This is a genomic window from Streptomyces sp. NPDC031225 (assembly GCF_055570355.1).
Map to the genome: position 1 here is coordinate 70,421 of NZ_JBVIHJ010000010.1, position 18,016 is coordinate 88,436.

The following is an 18,016-nucleotide window of genomic DNA, read 5'->3' on the forward strand; positions in this document are numbered from 1 at the left end:
TAGTACTCTCTTCCAGTACGCTCGTGATATGGACACCACGCAGCAGCCCCTGGAGGCGCCGGACCTCCCGTTCGACGTGTTCGCCAAGGCATGCCCCTCGCGCGGCACGCTGGAGCACGTGACGGGCCGCTGGGGCGCCCTCACGCTCGGCGCCCTGCACGAGGGCTCGCTGCGCTTCAACGAGCTGCGCCGCCGGGTCGACGGCGTCAGCGAGAAGATGCTCTCCCAGACGCTCCAGGGACTGGAGCGCGACGGCCTGGTGCACCGCGAGGCCCAGCCCACCAACCCGCCCCGGGTCGACTACGAACTGACCCCGCTGGGCCGCGGGATCGCCGAGCGGCTGCTGGGCCTCATCCACTTCCTGGAGGGCAGCATGGGCGACGTCCTGGCCGCCCGCGAGCGCTACGACGTGACGCGCGGCGCCCGCTGACACCTCGGGCAGAAGTAGCTGGACCGGTTCATCCAGGGCCGCCGGCGCATCGGCGTACCGCACCGCTTGCACGGCAGCCCCTCACGGCCGTACGCGTCCAGGGACCGGTCGAAGTACCCGGACTCCCCGTTCACGTTGACGTACAGGCTGTCGAAGCTGGTGCCGCCGACCGCGAGGGCCGCGTTCATCACGTCCCGGACGTGGCCCAGGAGTTCGGCCGTACGCGGGCGGGTGAAGCTCGCGGTGGGGCGCTCGTAGTGGATGCGGGAACGCCAAAGGGCCTCGTCCGCGTAGATGTTGCCGACTCCGCTGATCAACGACTGGTCCAGCAGGGCCCGTTTGACGGTGCTGCGCTTGCGGCGCAGGGCCTGGTGGAAGGCCTCGTCGTCGAAGAGCGGGTCGAGGGGGTCGCGCGCGATGTGTGCGATGACGTCGGGCAGTCCGTCGGGGGTGTTGTCGTGCAACGACAGCCCGCCGAAGGTGCGTTGGTCGACGAAGCGCAGCTCGGTGTCGACCTCGTCCGCGAACCTCACCCGGATCCTGAGGTGCTTCTCGTCGGGCGCGGCGTGCGGCTGGACCAGCAGCTGGCCGCTCATCCCCAGATGCGCCAGGACCGACTGGCCGGTGTCCTCCAGGGGCAGCCAGAGGTACTTTCCGCGACGGCTCGGGGTGCCGACGCGATGGCCCTTGAGCCGGTGCGCGAAGTCGTCGGCGCCGGCGAGGTGACGCCGGACCGCGCGCGGGTGCAGCACCTCGGCCTCGGCGACCGTCCGGTGGGCGACCCACCGCGCAAGACCCCGCCGTACGACCTCGACCTCGGGCAACTCGGGCATGGGGCTCCCCCGTCACGGACCGGTGTATGAACCGAGCGCCCGCCCCGGTGTTCAGGGACAGGCGCTCGGCTGCGCTGCTCTTCGGACGCCCCGTGCTTCAGGGCGTCAGGCGGAGACGGACGACGGACCTTCTTCGTCGTCCTCGGCGGCTTCGATGACTTCAACAGCCTTCTCTGCCGCCGCTTTGGCGCGCTCGTCCGCGGCGGCCCGGATGGACCTCCAGGCGGACTCCGCGGCCTGCTGCTCCGCCTCCTTCTTGCTGCGGCCGGTGCCGGTGCCGTACGAGACGCCTCCGACGCGGGCGGCAGCAGTGAAGGTCTTCTCGTGGTCGGGGCCGGTCTCCGTGACCAGGTACTCGGGCACGCCGAGACTTTCGGTCGCGGTGAGCTCCTGGAGACTGGTCTTCCAGTCCAGGCCGGCACCGAGGTTGGAGGACTTCTCGATCAGCGGGTCGAACAGGCGGTGCACCAGTTCGGAGGCCGCTTCGAGGCCCTGATCGAGATAGACCGCACCGATCACCGCTTCCAGGGTGTCGGCGAGGATGGACGCCTTGTCCCGGCCGCCCGTGCCCTCTTCACCACGGCCGAGCCGGATGAAGGAGCCCAGGTCGAGCCCGCGGCCGACCTCCGCCAGTGCACGCGAGTTGACCACCGCGGCCCGCAACTTGGCCAGCTGGCCTTCGGGCAGGTCGGGGTGGGTGGTGTACAGCGTGTCCGTGACCACGAGGCCCAGCACGGAGTCCCCGAGGAACTCCAGCCGTTCGTTGGTCGGCAGACCGCCGTTCTCGTATGCGTACGAACGGTGGGTCAGCGCACGCACCAGAAGGGCGGACTCGAGTGTGTACCCGAGCCGCCCTTCCAACAGCGTGTGGGACGAGGCCTGGTTGTCGCCCGAGTTCTTCTTCGGCGTGGACACAGTGCCTCTCACCAGCCGCTCAGACCTCGAGGACCTGGCGCTTGTTGTAGGTGCCACAAGCGGGGCACGCGATGTGCTGCAGCTTGGGCTCGTGGCAGCGCTCGCACGCAACCAGGTTGGGGACCGCAGCCTTCCACTGCGACCGGCGGTGGCGCGTGTTGCTGCGCGACATCTTCCGCTTCGGAACAGCCACGGCTACTTCTCCTGCTTCTCGTCGGCGCCTGCTTCAGCGCCGCTGATCTCGTCCTTCTCGCCATCTTCGAGTGAACCGGCGAGTCCCTGCAGTGCCGCCCAACGGATGTCGACGGCATCGTGGTGGTGGTCCGGGGCGTCCGCCAGCCGGGCTCCGCACTGGGAGCACAGGCCGGGGCAGTCGTCCTGGCACACCGGCTGCATCGGCAGTGCGAGCACCACCGCATCACGCAGCACGGGTTCGAGGTCGAAAAGACCGTCCTCGATGAAGAGCCTGTCCTCGTCTTCCTCGGCGTCGTCGACCGGTTCCGTTTTCACACGGCCACGGTCGTCGGCGTCAGGGTACGAGAACATCTCCTGGAAGTCCGCTTCGAGCTCCAGCTCCAGCGGCTCCAGACACCTTACGCACTCCCCCTTGGCCTGTGCACGGGCGGTGCCTGTGACAAGCACCCCTTCCATGACCGACTCCAGGCGGAGTCCGAGCTCGACCGGGGCGCCTTCCGGCACTCCGATCACTCCCTGGATGCCGAAATCCTTGGGGGCGTCGATCTCACGGGTCAGGCGCTGGAGCGCGCCAGGACGCCGACCCAGCTCGTGTGTGTCGAACACGAGAGGGTTGCGGTGGTCGAGGCGGGCGTTCAGGGCCATTCCTGCTTTCGATCTTCGAGCTCAGAGGGATGCTGCCCGTCGGTGCTACCGGGCAGCATTGATCGCGGACGTACGCGCGACCGAAGAGCCAGGATACTGGACCTTTCGCTCACGGCCCAATCCGGTGGTCCCTTACTGGCCGCGACCCTGCTCGTACGCCCTCAGCTGCTCCGGCGTGATCATGCCGGTGTCGAAGAGGCTGGTCTCGTCGAGGGCGTAGCTCTGCTGGGCCTGCTGAGGCTGCTGCGCCTGGTTCGGGTCGTAGGCGGCCTGCTGCTCATAGCCCTGGTAGGGGGCATCTCCCGCCGGAGCGTAGCCGGAGGTGGGGGAGTACGGATCGGCCTGCTGGTAGCCGTACTGGTCCTGCTGGGCGTAGGGATCGTGCTGCTGCTGGTAGCCGGCGTAGGCGTCGGTCTGCTGCTGGTAGCCGTACGCCGGCTGCTGGGCGTACTCCTGCTGCTCGGCCGGGACCCGGGCCGCGGCCCGGTTGTCCTGCTCGGCGAGGGCGGTGAGATCGGCCAGGTAGTCGGCGTCGCTGGAGTGCTGGACGGTGGAGGTGTCGTCGGCGAGGGCGCCGAGGTCGTCCGTGGCGATCCGGCCGTGCAGCTTCTGGCGGCCGCGGCCGACGGCCTCCAGGGTCTTGGCGAGCACCGCTTCGAAGGCGCCGAGCTTGGAGTCGACGTAGGCGTCGGCGTCGCGGCGCAGGGTCTCGGGGTCGTGGCTGCGCTCGGGGGCGTCCTCGTCCTCGTAGCCGTTCTCGTCGGTGCCGGGACCGGTGCCGAGGAGCTTCTCGCGGCCGCGGCCCACCGAGCCGAGGGTCTTGGTGAGCACGACCTCGAAGTTGGCGAGCTTGGAGTCGACGTAGTCGTCGGCCTCCGCGCGGACCTCCTCGGCCTCCTGGCGGGCCTCGTTCACGATCCGGTCGGCCTCGGCCTGGGAGCGGCGGGCGATCTCCGTGTCGGAGATCAGGGAGCCGCGCTCGGCGTGCGCCGTGGAGATGATCCGGTCGGCCTCCTGGCGGGCCTGCTCGACCATCTGCTCACGGCCGCCGATCAGCTCCTGGGCCTGCGCGAGGGAACCGGGCAGGGCTTCGCGCACCTCCGCCAGCAGCGCGAGCAGTTCGGCGCGGTTGACCACGCACGAGGCCGACATCGGCATCGACCGTGCACCGGAGACCGAGGCCACGATCTCGTCGAGCTTCTTCTGCACGTCCACCTGTGCTCGCCACTCTCTACAGCTGTGTTGGAGACGGACGGGACGACTGTAGCCCCATCAGCCTTTGCGGAGGCGTTCGTTCAGAGCTTCGAGGACCAGCGGCGGCACCAGGTGGGAGACGTCTCCGCCCCAGGTCGCGACCTCCTTGACGAGCGAGGAGGACAGGAAGCTGTAGGTGGGGTTGGTCGGGACGAAAAGGGTCTCGACGCCCGAGAGGCCGTTGTTCATCTGGGCCATCTGGAGCTCGTAGTCGAAGTCGCTGACCGCGCGCAGCCCCTTGACGATGGCGGGGATGTCGCGCTCCTTGCAGTAGTCGACGAGGAGGCCGTGGAAGGCCTCCACGATCACGTTGCCGTACTCGGCGGTGACCTCGCGGATCAGCTCGATCCGCTCGTCGATCTCGAAGAGGCCCTTCTTGGACTTGTTGATCATCACCGCGACGTAGACCTCGTCATACAGTCTGGAGGCGCGGGAGATGATGTCGAGGTGTCCGTTGGTGATCGGGTCGAACGACCCGGGACAGACGGCGCGGCGCACTTGAGATCCCTCGCTCTCCGGTCCGGTCATCGTGCGTCTTCGCACGTAGCGGCGGCGCGACCGTACCAAAACGTTCCCTCGCCGTAGCGACGGGCCTTGACCGCGTCGAAACCGGCCGGCCAGGCGAATTCACCGCCTCTGGTGCTGCGCTCCACGGTGACCAGTGCGTCCGGCGCGAGCCAGTGTTCGGTGCGGAGTGTGAGGAGAATCTCCCGAAGATCGTCGTCGGTGACGGCGTACGGGGGGTCGAGGAAGACGAGGTCGTACGGCTCGGTCGGCGCCGGCGTCCGGATGATCTGTTCGGCTTTGCCTGCGCGGACCTCGGCGCCGGGGAGGCCCAGGTTCTTGACGTTCTCACGGATGGTGCGGGCCGCTCTGGCGTCGGCCTCGACGAGGAGGGTGTGGCCGGCGCCCCGGGACAGGGCTTCCAGGCCGACAGCTCCGGAACCGGCGTACAGGTCCAGGACGCGTTCGCCCCGGAGCGGGCCGCCGAGCAGGGACTGCCAGGTGGAGAAGAGGCCTTCGCGTGCGCGGTCGGAGGTGGGGCGGGTGCCGTTGCCCGGCGGGACTGCCAGGCGGCGTCCGCCGGCTTTGCCGGCGATCACGCGGGTCATCTCGGATCCTTGGTCGTGGGGGGCTTCAGGTTCATTGTGGCCGGTCGCGCTCGCCCGGTGGTAGCCGCGTGTCCGACGCGGCCCCGCGTCCCCGGGGAGCCCTCCCTCAGCCCTTGTCCAGGTACTGCTCTCGCTCCTCGTCCAGGAGCGCGTCCAGGGCTGTGCGCAGGCCGGGGAGTCGTGTCAGCTCCGGGTCTGCCTCCACCACCGCTGTCGCCTCCTCCCTCGCCTCCGCGATGATCTCCTCGTCCTCGATCACGGCGAGGACCTTCAGTGAGGTCCTGGCGCCCGACTGGGCCTGGCCGAGGACGTCGCCCTCCCGGCGCTGCTCCAGGTCGATGCGGGAGAGCTCGAAGCCGTCCAGGGTCGACGCGACCGCGTTCAGGCGCTGGCGGGCCGGGCTCGCCTCGGGCATCTCCGAGACCAGGAGGCACAAGCCCGCCGCCGAGCCACGTCCGACTCGGCCGCGCAGCTGGTGGAGCTGCGAGACGCCGAAGCGGTCGGCGTCCATGATGACCATCGCCGTGGCGTTCGGGACGTTGACGCCGACCTCGATGACCGTCGTGGCGACCAGGACGTGGGTCTCGCCGGCGGCGAAGCGGCGCATGACCGCGTCCTTGTCGTCGGGGTGCATGCGGCCGTGCAGGACCTCGACGCGGAGGCCGCTCAGCGGGCCCTTGGTGAGCTGGTCGGCGATGTCCAGGACGGCGAGCGGCGGGCGCTTCTCGGCCTCGTCCTCGGCAGACCTCTTCTTGGCGGACTTCTTGGGGTCGGCGGGTTCGTCGATGTCGTCGCCGATGCGGGGGCAGACGACGTAGGCCTGGTGGCCGTTCTCCACCTCCTCGCGGACCCGCTCCCAGGCGCGGGCGAGGAAGTGGGGCTTGTCGGCGGCGGGGACCACATGGCTGGCGATCGGGGAGCGGCCGGCCGGGAGCTGGTCCAGGACGGAGGTCTCCAGGTCGCCGAAGACCGTCATCGCGACCGTGCGCGGGATGGGGGTGGCCGTCATGACGAGGAGGTGGGGCGGTTGCTTTCCCTTGCCGCGCAGGGCGTCCCGCTGCTCCACGCCGAAGCGGTGCTGTTCGTCGACCACGACCAGGCCCAGGTCGTGGAACTGCACCTTGTCCTCGATCAGCGCGTGCGTGCCGATCACGATCCCGGCCTCACCGGTGACCAGATCGAGCATGGCCTGCCGGCGCGCGGCCGTCCCCATCGAACCGGTGAGCAGGACGACCTTGGTGGCGTGCTCGGTACCGCCGAGCATGCCGCCCTCGGCCAGGTCGCCCATCATCTCCACGATCGAACGGTGGTGCTGCTGGGCCAGCACCTCGGTGGGCGCCAGCATGGCGGCCTGTCCGCCGGCGTCGACGACGGCGAGCATGGCGCGCAGGGCCACCATCGTTTTTCCCGATCCAACCTCCCCCTGGAGCAGTCGGTGCATCGGATGGTCGGTTGCCAGGTCGTCGAAGATCTCCTTGGAGACCTTCTGCTGGCCGTCGGTGAGGGTGAAGGGGAGGCGGTCGTCGAAGGCGCTCAGGAGGCCGTCGGGGGACGGTTCGCGCGGGACCGCCGGGAGTTGGGCGTCCGCGTGGCGGCGACGGGCGAGGGCGACCTGGAGGACGAAGGCCTCGTCCCACTTGAGGCGGGCGTGGGCGTCGGCGATGTCGGCCTTGGTGTGCGGGCGGTGGATCTTGAGGAGGGCTTCGGGGAGGGTGACCAGCCCGCGGCCCTCGCGAAGGGACTCCGGGAGGGGGTCGATCGCCTCCTGGGCGGTGGGCAGGACAGTCTGGATCGCCTTGCCGATCTTCCAGGACTCCAGTTTGGCGGTGGCGGGGTAGAGGGGGATCAGGGCGCCCGCCCAGGTCTCGACCGCCTCCTCCGCGTCCGAGCGCAGCAACTCGTATGCCGGATGGGCCAGTTGGAGGCGGCGGTTGAAGAGGGAGACCTTGCCGGCGAACATCGCACGGGTGCCCGGCAGGAGTTCCTTGTGGGGCTTGTGAACGCCGCTGCCGAAGAAGACCAGTTGGAGGCGGCCGCTGCCGTCCGTGATGGTGACCTCCAGTCGCTGGCCCTTGCCGCGCGGCGCCTTGGCGGAGGCGAAGGTGTGCAGGCGGGCGTCGGCGACCTGGGCGACCACGGTGACGTGCTCGTCCATGGGCAGGTCGGCGAGGTGGGTCAGCTGCCCCCGCTCCTCGTATCTGCGCGGGTAGTGGTGCAGGAGGTCGCCGACGGTGTGCAGGCCGAGGTGCTCGGCCATCACCTTCGCGGTGGCTGGGCCGAGCACTGACTTCAGTGGCTGTTTCAGCGGTTCTTCCAGTGCGGGCACGAGATCCATTGCACACCACGCCACTGACATTGCCGTATACATCCTGGGAAACCCCTGGTCAGACGGCTGGTTGGGGACTTAGGATGGCGCGCTCCGGCCATCCCCCGCGGTCACCGCCCCACCCGGGACCGCCCGACCCCGCGCTGTGCGAACGTCCCCCCACCGGCGCTGCGACGATGGATTCCCAGACCTCACAGTCATCACAGACACCCCAGGTACCTCAGCAACCTCATACGTTCCAGGTCGACCTGCGCGGTCTGGTGGACCTCCTCTCCCATCACCTCTACTCCAGCCCCAAGGTCTATCTCCGCGAGCTGCTCCAGAACGCGGTGGACGCGATCACGGCACGGCGGGCCGAGCAGCCCGACGCCCCGGCCCGGGTGCGGTTGTACGCCGAGGAGGGCGCGCTCCGGGTCGAGGACTCCGGGGTGGGCCTCACCGAGGCGGATGTGCACAACCTGCTGGCCACCATCGGACGCAGCTCCAAGCGGGCCGAGGGACTTCAGGAGGTGCGCTCCGACTTCCTCGGGCAGTTCGGCATCGGTCTGCTCGCGTGCTTCGTGGTCGCCGAGCGGATCCGGGTGGTCAGCCGCAGCGCCCGTACGCCCGACGCGCCGCCGGTGGAGTGGACGGCGAGCGACGACGGTTCGTACCGCGTGCGGACGCTGCCCCACGACGCCCGTCCGGAACCGGGGACCACGGTGCATCTGGTCGCGCGGGCGGGCGCCGCCGAGTGGCTGGCGCCGGCGCGGGTCCTGCAGCTCGCGCGGGACTTCGGTTCGCTGCTGCCGTACGACGTCCGGGTCGGCGACGAGGCGGTCACCGATCTGCCGGCGCCCTGGGACCGGCCGTACCCCTCCCCCGCCACCCGCAGGGTGGCCCTGGCCCGGCACTGTCACGACCTGTTCGGCTTCACACCGCTGGACTCGATCGAGCTGAACGTGCCGCTGGCCGGCATCCGGGGCATGGCGTACGTCCTTCCCACGGCGGTCAGTCCCGCCCAGCGGGCGACCCACCGCGTGCACCTCAAGGGCATGCTGCTCACCGAGCGGGCCGATCAGCTGCTGCCGGACTGGGCGTTCTTCGTGCGGTGCGTCCTGGACACGGACAGCCTGCGGCCCACGGCCTCGCGCGAGTCTCTGTACGAGGACGAGACGCTGGCCGCCGTACGGGAGGCGCTCGGGGAGCGGATCCGGTCCTGGCTGACGGGGCTGGCCGCCGGTGATCCCGAACGGCTCGCGGCCTTCCTGTCCGTGCACCACCTCGGTGTGAAGTCGCTCGCGCGGCACGACCGGGAGATGCTGCGCACGATGCTGCCGTGGCTGCCGTTCGAGACGACCGACGGGCGGCTGTCCCTGGAGGAGTTCGCGCAGCGGCACGCGGTGGTGCACTTCACGCGGACCGTGGAGGAGTACCGGCAGGTCGCGCCGATCGCGTCGGCGCAGGGCGTCGGGGTGGTCAACGGCGGTTACACGTACGACAGCGACCTGGTCCAGGCGCTGCCCTCGGTGCGGCCGGGCACCGTCGTCGCCGAGCTCGACGCGGAGACCGTGACCGCCCATCTGAACCTGGTCGATCCGACCGAGGAGCTGGCGCTGTCCGGCTTCCTGGCGGCCGCGCGGGCCAGACTCGATCCGCTGGGCTGTGACGTCGTCCTGCGTGCCTTCCGGCCGCTGTCCGTGCCCGCGCTGCACCTGGACGACCGGGACGCCCGGCACGAGCAGGCGCGGGCGGAGGCCGAGGGGGAGGCCGACGACCTGTGGGCCGGCATCCTCGGCTCGCTGCGCGGGAGCGCTCCACGCGCGCGTCTCGTGCTGAACCAGCTCAACCCGCTCGTACGGCGGATCGGTTCGCTCGGAGATCCGGAACTGATCGGCACCGCCACCGAGTCCCTGTACGGGCAGGCGCTGCTGATGGCCCAGCGCCCGCTCAGGCCCGCGGACTCCGCGCTGCTGAACCGGGCCTTCATAGGCCTCCTGGAGTGGGCCACGAACGGCGAGGAGGCCCCCTGATGAGCGGACCCGACGCGAGTCCGGGCTTCGACGCGCTGCGCCGGGCCATGGCGGAGAACTCCGAGGAGCCGGAGGGTCCCGCCCGCAACGCGCGCGCGGAGCAGCTGCTCGCCGAGGCCGAGAAGCTGAACATCCCGCTCGCGGTGATCGAGGCGCTCGGCCACCAGCTGAAGGTCTACAACTACAGCTCCGAGAAGGCCAAGATGTTCGTCCCCTTCGCGCGTCTGCTGCGCATGTGGGACGAACACCCCGAGGACTTCGACGAGTACGAGACGCACGCGCTGCACTGGGTCTTCAAGTGGATGACGACCGGCATGCTCGACCAGCCGCACGTCCCGCTGGCCGCCATGGAGAAGTGGCTCGGCGAGATGGAGTACCGCTACCGGCTGGCCGGGCACTCCGAACGGGCCGTGCGCAGCGCCGAGTACAGCGTGGCCGCGCACGTCGGGGACCTGGCGCGGGCCGAGCGGGCGTACACCGCATGGCTGGCCGCCGACCGGGACACGATGGCCGACTGCCACGCCTGTGAACTGCACGAACAGGGCTGGTGGCAGGCGCAGCGCGGCCGGGACGCCGAGGCGCTCGAGCTGTGGGGGCCCGTCCTGGAGGGCGAGTTCACCTGCGCCCACGAGCCGCACGCGGCCCTGGCGTCCTCGCTGATGCCGCTGCTGCGGCTGGGGCGGCTCGACGAGGCGCGCGCCAACCATCTGCGGGGCTTCCGGCTCGTGCGGTCCATGGAGAGCATGCGCGGCGCGTACGCGGACCATGTGGAGTTCTGCGCGCTGAGCGGCAACGAGGCCCGCGGTCTCGAACTGCTCGCGGAGCGTCCCGCGTACTTCACGGACGACGGTCATCCGCGCAGCAGGCTGGACTTCATGGCGGTGGCGGCCCTGCTGATGGACCGGCTCACCGGACTGGGCCTGGGCGACCGGCCGGTGCCGGGCCCCTCGGGCCGTTCCTGGACCGCGGCCGAACTCGCCGTCCACGCACGCGGGGAGGCTCTCGCGCTGGCCGCCCGCTTCGACGAGCGCAACGGCACGGCCCACGTCAGCGAGCGGGCACGCGCGCGCATGGCTCAGGGGCCGCTGGTGGAACGGCTGCCGCTGGGGGTGCGGGCGGTCCGCACAGCGCCCGCACCCGTGGTCGTGCCACCGGTCCCGGCTGCTGCCCAGGAGCCCGGTCTGCCCGAGCTGGTCACTGAGGCGCGGCGGCTGTCGGACACCCTCCAGCCGAACGCCGTGGAGGCCTGGGCGGCGGTTGCGCGGGCCGCGCAGGGCAGGGAGGCGGACCTGGATCCGCGCGACCGGGCGGAGATCGCCGACCACGAGGCGATGGACCGTGGCCCCGAGGGCGTCGAACTGTTCGAGCAGGCCGCAGAGTTGTACGCGCAGGCGGGCGACCCTGGCGAGGCACTGGCGGCACGCGCGCGTGCGGCGTACGTACGCGCGCTGGCCGGTGAGGTGGACGAGGCGCTCACGGCGATCGCAGGACCGTACGACGAGATCCTCGCCCTGTACGCCGCGGACGACACGGGCGTGGGGCAGACCGCCTCGGTGCTGATGTCCCGCGCGCGGATCCTGCTGCGGCAGGTGCACGAGACGGAGGACGAGGGGGTCCTGCCCGAGGCGGAGCAGGCCGTACGGGAGGTGCTGGCCCTCGTCGAGGGGCGCACCGGGGACGATGTGCGGCTGGCCGCGCGGGTCGCCGAGGCGCAGGCGATGCTGGCGGAGCTGGCCGCGCGGGCCGGGGACGTGGAGGTGGCCGCGGAGCTGTTCGCGGGTGCCGCGACCGGGTTCGTCGAGGCGGGTCTGCCGTGGTTCGCGGTGGAGTACGAGGCGCGGCTGGCCGGGCTCAGGCACCACCTGGGCGACCCGGCCGGGACCGAGCGGGCACTGCGGGCGGCCCTGGAGCACGGCGGGCCGCACCTGGAGGCGATCGGGCGGGCCCAGCTGCACCTCCAGCTCGCCGAGGTCGTCGGCGGCCGGGGACTGGCCGAGGAGGCCGCCGAGCACGCCCTGGAGGCCGCTCACTGGGCCGACGAGGCCGGCGAGGGCCCGATGCTGGGCGCCTGGGCCCGGCAGCAGCTGGGCGGGTCCCTGCTGCGGCTGGGCCGGTGGGCCGAGGCCGCGGAGGTGCTGGAGTCGGCACTGCCGGACCTGAACGCCGAGACGCACGGCGACGGGGCCGTCGTCCAGACGCTGTGGTGGCTCGGCGACTGTCTGGGCGAGCTGGGCGAGCACCGGGAGTCGGCCGAGCGGCGTCTTCAGGCCGCCGAGATCGCCCGGCACTGGCCCGAGCAGCACGACCACGCGACCCTCGCCCATCTCGCGGCCGAGTCGCTGGGTGCCGCGGGTCTGCCCGCCGAGGCGGACAGCGCGTACGCGCGCGCCGGTGATCTGTGGCGCGACCTCGGCAACGTCCACGGCCTCATCCGCTCCCTGCGCGCACGCGCGTGGCTCGCGCTGCGCTCCGAGGATGGGGCGGACACGGCACGGGAGCGGATGGCGGACGCGGTCCGGGAGTGCGAGGCCGCGCTCGCCGACGAGCGGGCCGACGAGGAGGAGCGGCAGCGGCTCGTCACCGAACTCGGGCACACCCACCGGCAGTTCGGGGACCTGCTGGCCCGTTCCGTGGCCGAGGACGCCGAGGACGACGCGATCCGGGCGGTGCTGGAGGAGGCACTGGCGCAGGTGGTGGAGGCCGTCGTGGTGTTCGCCTCGACCGGTGACGACGCCCTGGACGCCCGCACCGGCGCCGAACTCGCGGCGGGCTGGCTGGCGGCCGACCTGAGCCGCCCGGCGGAGGCGGCGGCACGCGCGCGTGCGGTGCTGGCGGCCTACGACCGCGGAGACGTCCGTGACGACGGGACGGCACAGGCCCGGCGGGCCGAGGCCGAACAGATGCTCGGGCTCATGGCGGAGCAGGAGGGCTGAGGGCCCGAGCCGGGGGCGGGGGACCTGCTCGACCCCGACCTACTCGACCCCGATGAGCAGTACGGCCCCTTGCCGTCCGCCCCGGTACACCACCGTGTCCACGGCGAGGTACGACTCCCGCACCCGCGCCTCCAGGTGGTCGGCGACGGACTCGGGGGCCTCGTCGCCGAGGACGAGGGTGACCAGTTCGCCGCCCGCCGAGAGCATGCGGTCAAGGACCGTCTCGGCGGCGGCGATGACATCGGAGCCGATCACGGCCACGTCCCCGTCGATGAGGCCGAGGACGTCACCGGCCTGGCAGATGCCGGCCATGGTCCAGGACTGGCGTTCCGCCATCGCGACCTCGGCATAGCGGGTCGCGCCGGCCGCCGAGGTCATCTGGACGACGTCCTCGTCGAACCGGCGTTCCGGCTCGTGCACGGCGAGTGCCGCGATGCCCTGGACCGCGGAGCGCGTCGGGATCAGTGCGACCCGGATGCCCTCCGCGCGGGCCTGCTCGGCAGCGGCGGCCGCGGTGTGGCGCAGGTCGGCGTCGTTGGGCAGCAGCACGACCTCGCGCGCGTGGGCCCGTCGTACGGCTTCCACGAGCTCCCCGCTCGCGGGCGGCTCCCCGGGGCGCGCGAGCACGGTGGTGGCGCCTGCCTCGGCGTACAGCCCGGCCAGGCCCTCGCCGGGCACGACGGCGACGACAGCGCGCTGGGCGCGCTCGCGGGGCGGCCGTTCGGCACCGGTGGTGTGCACGTCGCCGAGGGCGAAGTGCGTGATCCGGATCCGGTACGGCCGTCCGGCCTCGACGCCCGCCTCCACGGCGGCGCCCGCGTCGTCGACGTGCACATGGACGTTCCACAGCCCGTCGCCGCCGACCACCACGAGCGAGTCACCGAGGCCGTCGAGCCGGTCCCGCAGCCGTGCCACGGCAGTGTCGTCGGCCTCCAGGAGGTAGATCACCTCGAAGGCGGGGCCACCGGTCCCGGGAGCGTCGGCGCACTCCTCGGCCGAGGTCGAGGTCGAGGTCGAGGTCGAGGTCGCGGCGGCTTCGGCGGAGAGCGTGAGTGCCTGCGGGGAGGTCACGGCCGCCACCACCGGGACCGCCCTGGGCGCCTCCCCCGTGAACGTCTCCACCAGTGCCCCCAGCACCGCCACCAGTCCCCGTCCGCCGGCGTCCACCACTCCGGCGCGCTCCAGGACGGCCAGCTGGCCGGGTGTCGCGGCGAGGGCGGCGCGCGCCCCGTCGTAGGCGGCCCGGGCGACCGTCCCGCAGTCCCCCTCCGCTCCGTCGGCCGCGTCGGCGGCGGCCGAGGCGACGGTGAGGACCGTGCCCTCGACGGGGTGGGCGACGGCCTGGCGGGCGGAGTCGGCCGCGTGCCGCAGTGCGAGCCGGAGCCCGTCGCCGTCCGTGTGAGGCGTCCCACTGTCGGCGGCCAGTACCTGGGACATGCCCCGCAGCAGCTGGGCGAGGATCGTGCCCGAGTTGCCGCGGGCGCCTATGAGGGCCCCGTGGGCCATCGCGCGCACGGCGTCGGCGAGAGTCGGTTCGCCCGAGTCATGGGTGTCGTGCGCCTCGAACACGGCCTCCACGGCCGCGGCCGCCGATTCCGCCGTCAGATAGAGGTTGGTGCCGGTGTCCCCGTCGGCGACGGGGTAGACGTTGATCGCGTCGATCTCCTCGCGCGCCAGCCCCAGGGCCCGCAGTGCGAGGCCGCACCAGGTGCGTACCGCGAGAGCATCGAAGAATGTCTGCGGCACCTGTGCCACCTGCGCCTCCTCGGGCTGCTGGACTGGACGCAGCGTAGACCTCGGGCGGGTGTCCGCCGGAAGAGGGCCGGGAGTGAGTGCCTGATCAGCCATGGTAGTTTCGTTCTACTGGCGCAGTCGTTGTATGCTGCTCCGGTTGCCCGATGCAGATCGGGCCAATCCCCCTGGCAGCGCCACTCAGATCTCTGATCCTACGATCTCGATCCCGGCCCGCCGGGATCCCACCGTAAGTGCATCTGAAGTCTTTGGAGTGACCCGTGGCTGCCAACTGCGACGTCTGTGGCAAGGGGCCGGGCTTCGGCAACAGCATCTCGTTTTCGCACCGCCGTACGTCCCGTCGCTGGAACCCGAACATCCAGCGCGTCCGTACCGTGGTCGGCGGGACGCCGAAGCGCCTGAACGCTTGCACCTCGTGCATCAAGGCCGGCAAGGTCTCGCGCTGACGCACAGCTGAAGCGCGCGGTCTCTGCTGGTTTCGCTACAGAGCCGGTCCACCCGAGGGTGGGCCGGCATTCTGTTGTGCCCGAAGGAAACCCGGGGCGCCCGGCGGCCTGCGACAATCGCCGCCATGCGCTTCGGCATCCTGGGTCCCCTGGAGGTACGCACCGGAGACGCCTCCGTCGACCCCGGCGGTCCCCGCCCCCGCGCCCTGCTCACGCTCCTGCTCCTCGACGCGGGCCGCACGGTCTCCGCCGAGCGCCTCACCGACGGTCTCTACGGCGCCGAGCCGCCCGCCGGAGCCGCCAACGCCCTCCCGTCCCAGATCTCCCGCCTCCGCAGGCGCCTGGCCCCGCACACGGTGATCGAGGCGACACCGGCCGGCTACCGGCTCGCCGTCCCGCCCGACCGGGTCGACGTTCACCACTTCGAACAGCTGTCCGCGATCGGCCGTGCCGCTCTCGCCGCCGGAGAACACCGGCAGGCCGCGGCCGCCCTGCGGGACGCGCTCGCCCTGTGGCGCGGCCCCGCCCTCCCCGACCTCCCGGACGCGCACGCCGAACGGACCCGGCTGGCGGAGCTCCGGCTCGCCGCCGTGCAGGACCGGATCGACGCGGATCTGGCGCTCGGGGGCGGCCCGGAACTCGTACCGGAGCTGCGGGCGCTGCTGTCGGACCGGCCGTTGAGCGAGCGGCTGTACGGGCAGTTGATGCGGGCCCTGCACGCGGACGGGCGGCCGGCGGAGGCGCTCACGGTGTTCGAGGAGGCCCGGCGAATCCTCGCCGACGAACTGGGCGCCGACCCCTCGGCCGAGCTGTCGGCGCTGCATCTGGAGCTGTTGCAGGGACGGCGTTCCGAGCGCCGGAAAGGCGTCCCCGCTCAGCTCACCCGTTTCGTCGGCCGCGAGAGCGAACTCGGCCGGATCGACCGGGCCCTGTCCGAGTCCCGGCTGGTCACGCTCACCGGACCCGGCGGCGCGGGCAAGACCCGGCTGGTGATCGAGGCCACGCGGGCCCACGCGGACGTGTGCTTCGTCGAACTCGCGCCGCTCACCGACGGCACCCAGATCCCGTACGCCGTCCTGACCGCCCTCGGGGTCCGCGACGGGTTCCGCACCCCGGCGACCGACGGCACGGACCGGCTGCTCGCCGCGCTGGAGGATCGCGAGCCGCTCCTCGTGCTCGACAACTGCGAGCACCTCGTCGAGGAGGCCGCCCTGCTCACCGCGCGGCTCCTCGCGTCCTGTCCGGGTGTGCGCGTGCTCGCCACCAGCCGGGAGTCCCTCGGCCTCACCGGCGAGGCCGTGCTGCCCGTGCCGCCGCTGCCGCAGGAGCCCGCGGTCCGGCTCTTCCTGGACCGCGCCCGGGCCGTCCGTCCGGGCTTCGAGGGCCACACTCGTGTGGCCGACATCTGCGCGGCCCTGGACGGGCTGCCCCTGGCGATCGAGCTCGCGGCGGCCCGGCTGCGCACCCTCACCCCGGACGAGCTGGCGGACCGCCTCGACGACCGGTTCCGGCTGCTGTCGCGCGGGGACCGCTCCAAGGCGCCCCGGCACCGCACCCTGCGTGGCGTCGTGGAGTGGAGCTGGGACCTCCTGGACGACGAGGAACGGGAACTCGCGACCCGGTTGACGGTCTTCCCCGGCGGGGCGGGTCTGGAGGCCGTCGAGGCGGTGTGCGCCACACCGCGTCCGGAGGATCTGCTGGCCTCACTGGTGGAGAAGTCGTTCCTGGAGGTGACCGAGGGCCGCTACCGGATGCTGGAGACGATCCGCGCCTTCGCCGCCGAGCGGCGTTCCCGGGAGCGGCCCCTGCGGGACGCCCACGCCATGTACTTCCTCGGGCTGGCCGAGCGTGCCGAACCGGCGCTGCGCGGCGGCGGACAACTCCCCTGGCTGGCCCGGCTGGACGCCGAACGGGACTACCTGGACGCGGCCCTGCGCCACCTCGTCGCCACGGCACCCGAGGACGGCCTGCGGCTGATGGCCGCCCTGTCCTGGTTCTGGCGGCTGCGCGCCCCGCACGGCGAGCAGGTGCCCCTGGCCCGCGCCCTGCTCGCCGCGGTCGGTGACGCCCCTCCCCCGGGGCTGGCCGAGGAGTACGCCCTGTGCCTGATGAACACCGTCACGGGCCGCGGCGACGACCCCGGCGAACCCGACCGCATCACGCGCGTGTCCGTCCTCATGCACGCCCTGGACGAGCCGCTGCGGCTGCCGTTCACCATGGTGCTGTGGTCGCTGACGAGCGGCCCGCAGTACGCGGTGGCCGACGGCCTGCGCGCCGTCCAGGTCGGCGACGAGCCGTGGGGCCGCGCGCTGCTGGACCTGGGGCTCGCCTACCAGAGGCAGTTCATGGGCGATCCCGAGGCCTCCGAGGCCGCCTTCGAACGCTCCCTGGCCGGCTTCCGTACGACCGGCGACCGCTGGGGCATGGCCAACTGCCTTGACCCGCTGGGCGGTTTCGCGGTCCGGCGCGGCGCGTACGACCGTGCCCTGGAACTGTTCGACGAAGGCCTGGAGTACGTCCGGGAACTGGACGCACCCGAGGAGACGTCCGACCTGCTGCGCTCCCGGGCCACCGCACTGCTGTACCGCGGCGACACCGAGGAGGCGGTGGCGCACTTCACGCGCGCCGCCGACCTGGCCCGCGCGGCCGGTGCCCCGGACAAGGTGGCGGCCGCCCGGCGCGGTCTCGGCGACGCGGCCCGGCTCTCAGGGCACTCGTCCCCGAGCGGGAACACCGCTCACGCGCGCGTGCGCTACGAAAGCGCCCTGGAGGCCTGCGCGGCGAACTGGTTCAGCGTCGGCGAGACCGTCCTGATCCTCATCGGGCTCGGCCGCACGGCCGCCGCCGAGGGCGACCTCGACGAGGCCCGCGACTGGTTCGAGCAGGCCCGCACCCACACCCTGGACACCCCTGATGTCAACGCCCTCGCGGCCGTCGCCGAGGCCCTGGCCTCCGTCGCCCCACGTCCCGAGCGGGCGGCCGAACTCCTGGGCGCCGCCGAGGGCCTGCGGGGCGCGTCGGCCGACGGCGTCCCCGATGTCGTACGGACGAAGAAGGACGTACGGCGCAGTCTGTCGGCCGAGGATTATGACAGGGCGTTCGAGCGGGGACGCGCCCTTCGGTCAGCGGCGGTCAGCGAACGGTAGGAGGACGGTCAGCGCTC

General features: G+C 72.1%; 13 protein-coding genes and 1 pseudogene. 5 read left to right on the forward strand and 9 right to left on the reverse strand.

All coding sequences use genetic code 11. The annotated features are described in order from the left end of the window. The first annotated feature begins 28 nt into the window (after nt 1–28). Complete coding sequence (locus ACZ48Z_RS18730) at nt 29–430, forward strand: winged helix-turn-helix transcriptional regulator (protein ID WP_468736946.1); 402 nt, start codon at nt 29–31, stop codon at nt 428–430. On the opposite strand, the gene mutM is transcribed toward ACZ48Z_RS18730, so the two are convergent. The 8 genes and pseudogenes from mutM to recG all read right to left on the reverse strand — a co-directional run bounded on the left by mutM (nt 403) and on the right by recG (nt 7,719). Next, on the reverse strand, nt 403–1,263 hold the full coding sequence (gene mutM / locus ACZ48Z_RS18735; protein WP_468736947.1) for a bifunctional DNA-formamidopyrimidine glycosylase/DNA-(apurinic or apyrimidinic site) lyase: 861 nt from the start codon (nt 1,261–1,263) through the stop codon (nt 403–405). The two genes, ACZ48Z_RS18730 and mutM, sit on opposite strands and share 28 nt — an antisense overlap. Nucleotides 1,264–1,368: 105 nt before the next feature. Further along, nucleotides 1,369–2,178: a ribonuclease III gene (rnc, locus tag ACZ48Z_RS18740; RefSeq protein WP_468737113.1), complete on the reverse strand. Its 810-nt coding sequence runs from the start codon at nt 2,176–2,178 to the stop codon at nt 1,369–1,371. A 19-nt stretch (nt 2,179–2,197) separates the two neighbouring features. Continuing rightward, nucleotides 2,198–2,371: a 50S ribosomal protein L32 gene (gene rpmF / locus ACZ48Z_RS18745; protein WP_033321093.1), complete on the reverse strand. Its 174-nt coding sequence runs from the start codon at nt 2,369–2,371 to the stop codon at nt 2,198–2,200. Between the two features lie 2 nt (nt 2,372–2,373). Beyond that, a complete protein-coding gene (locus ACZ48Z_RS18750) occupies nt 2,374–3,018 on the reverse strand; it encodes a YceD family protein (RefSeq protein WP_468736948.1) in 645 nt (214 codons plus the stop codon). A gap of 132 nt (nt 3,019–3,150) precedes the next feature. Continuing rightward, the gene (locus ACZ48Z_RS18755) at nt 3,151–4,233 is read right to left on the reverse strand and encodes a DivIVA domain-containing protein (RefSeq protein WP_468736949.1); all 1,083 of its coding nucleotides are present in this window, start codon (nt 4,231–4,233) and stop codon (nt 3,151–3,153) included. Nucleotides 4,234–4,290: 57 nt separating this feature from the next. After that, nucleotides 4,291–4,770: a pantetheine-phosphate adenylyltransferase gene (gene coaD, locus ACZ48Z_RS18760; RefSeq protein WP_468736950.1), complete on the reverse strand. Its 480-nt coding sequence runs from the start codon at nt 4,768–4,770 to the stop codon at nt 4,291–4,293. Nucleotides 4,771–4,796: 26 nt separating this feature from the next. After that, nucleotides 4,797–5,390, reverse strand: a pseudogene (rsmD, locus tag ACZ48Z_RS18765) (16S rRNA (guanine(966)-N(2))-methyltransferase RsmD); the annotation flags it as partial. 100 nt (nt 5,391–5,490) lie between these two features. Next, nucleotides 5,491–7,719, reverse strand: coding sequence for an ATP-dependent DNA helicase RecG (gene recG, locus ACZ48Z_RS18770; RefSeq protein ID WP_468736951.1), 2,229 nt, complete (start codon nt 7,717–7,719; stop codon nt 5,491–5,493). Between the two features lie 167 nt (nt 7,720–7,886). On the opposite strand from recG, the gene ACZ48Z_RS18775 reads away from it, so the two are divergent. Both ACZ48Z_RS18775 and ACZ48Z_RS18780 read left to right on the forward strand, forming a co-directional pair. Beyond that, nucleotides 7,887–9,722 (forward strand): HSP90 family protein, encoded by a 1,836-nt coding sequence (locus tag ACZ48Z_RS18775; RefSeq protein ID WP_468736952.1) that lies wholly within the window; start codon nt 7,887–7,889, stop codon nt 9,720–9,722. Next, complete coding sequence (locus ACZ48Z_RS18780) at nt 9,722–12,655, forward strand: tetratricopeptide repeat protein (RefSeq protein ID WP_468736953.1); 2,934 nt, start codon at nt 9,722–9,724, stop codon at nt 12,653–12,655. Before ACZ48Z_RS18775 ends, ACZ48Z_RS18780 begins: the two co-directional genes overlap by 1 nt. 39 nt (nt 12,656–12,694) lie before the next feature. Here the strand turns inward: ACZ48Z_RS18780 and ACZ48Z_RS18785 are convergent, their stop codons facing one another. Continuing rightward, nucleotides 12,695–14,410, reverse strand: coding sequence for a DAK2 domain-containing protein (locus ACZ48Z_RS18785; RefSeq protein ID WP_468737114.1), 1,716 nt, complete (start codon nt 14,408–14,410; stop codon nt 12,695–12,697). Between the two features lie 257 nt (nt 14,411–14,667). Between ACZ48Z_RS18785 and rpmB the strand changes: the two genes are divergently transcribed. Further along, on the forward strand, nt 14,668–14,853 hold the full coding sequence (gene rpmB / locus ACZ48Z_RS18790) for a 50S ribosomal protein L28 (RefSeq protein ID WP_360525973.1): 186 nt from the start codon (nt 14,668–14,670) through the stop codon (nt 14,851–14,853). 125 nt (nt 14,854–14,978) lie between these two features. Next, nucleotides 14,979–17,999 carry an AfsR/SARP family transcriptional regulator gene (locus tag ACZ48Z_RS18795; RefSeq protein WP_468736954.1) on the forward strand — a complete coding sequence of 1,007 codons (3,021 nt, stop codon included), beginning with the start codon at nt 14,979–14,981 and terminating at the stop codon, nt 17,997–17,999. The last annotated feature ends 17 nt before the right edge of the window (nt 18,000–18,016 follow it).

Coding starts and splice junctions, on each gene's coding strand:
- ACZ48Z_RS18730 (WP_468736946.1), top strand. CDS start 29: ATGGACACCACGCAGCAGCCCCTGGAGGCGCCGGACCTCCCGTTCGAC.
- mutM (WP_468736947.1), bottom strand. CDS start 1,263: ATGCCCGAGTTGCCCGAGGTCGAGGTCGTACGGCGGGGTCTTGCGCGG.
- ACZ48Z_RS18750 (WP_468736948.1), bottom strand. CDS start 3,018: ATGGCCCTGAACGCCCGCCTCGACCACCGCAACCCTCTCGTGTTCGAC.
- recG (WP_468736951.1), bottom strand. CDS start 7,719: ATGGATCTCGTGCCCGCACTGGAAGAACCGCTGAAACAGCCACTGAAG.
- ACZ48Z_RS18775 (WP_468736952.1), top strand. CDS start 7,887: ATGGATTCCCAGACCTCACAGTCATCACAGACACCCCAGGTACCTCAG.
- ACZ48Z_RS18780 (WP_468736953.1), top strand. CDS start 9,722: ATGAGCGGACCCGACGCGAGTCCGGGCTTCGACGCGCTGCGCCGGGCC.
- ACZ48Z_RS18795 (WP_468736954.1), top strand. CDS start 14,979: ATGCGCTTCGGCATCCTGGGTCCCCTGGAGGTACGCACCGGAGACGCC.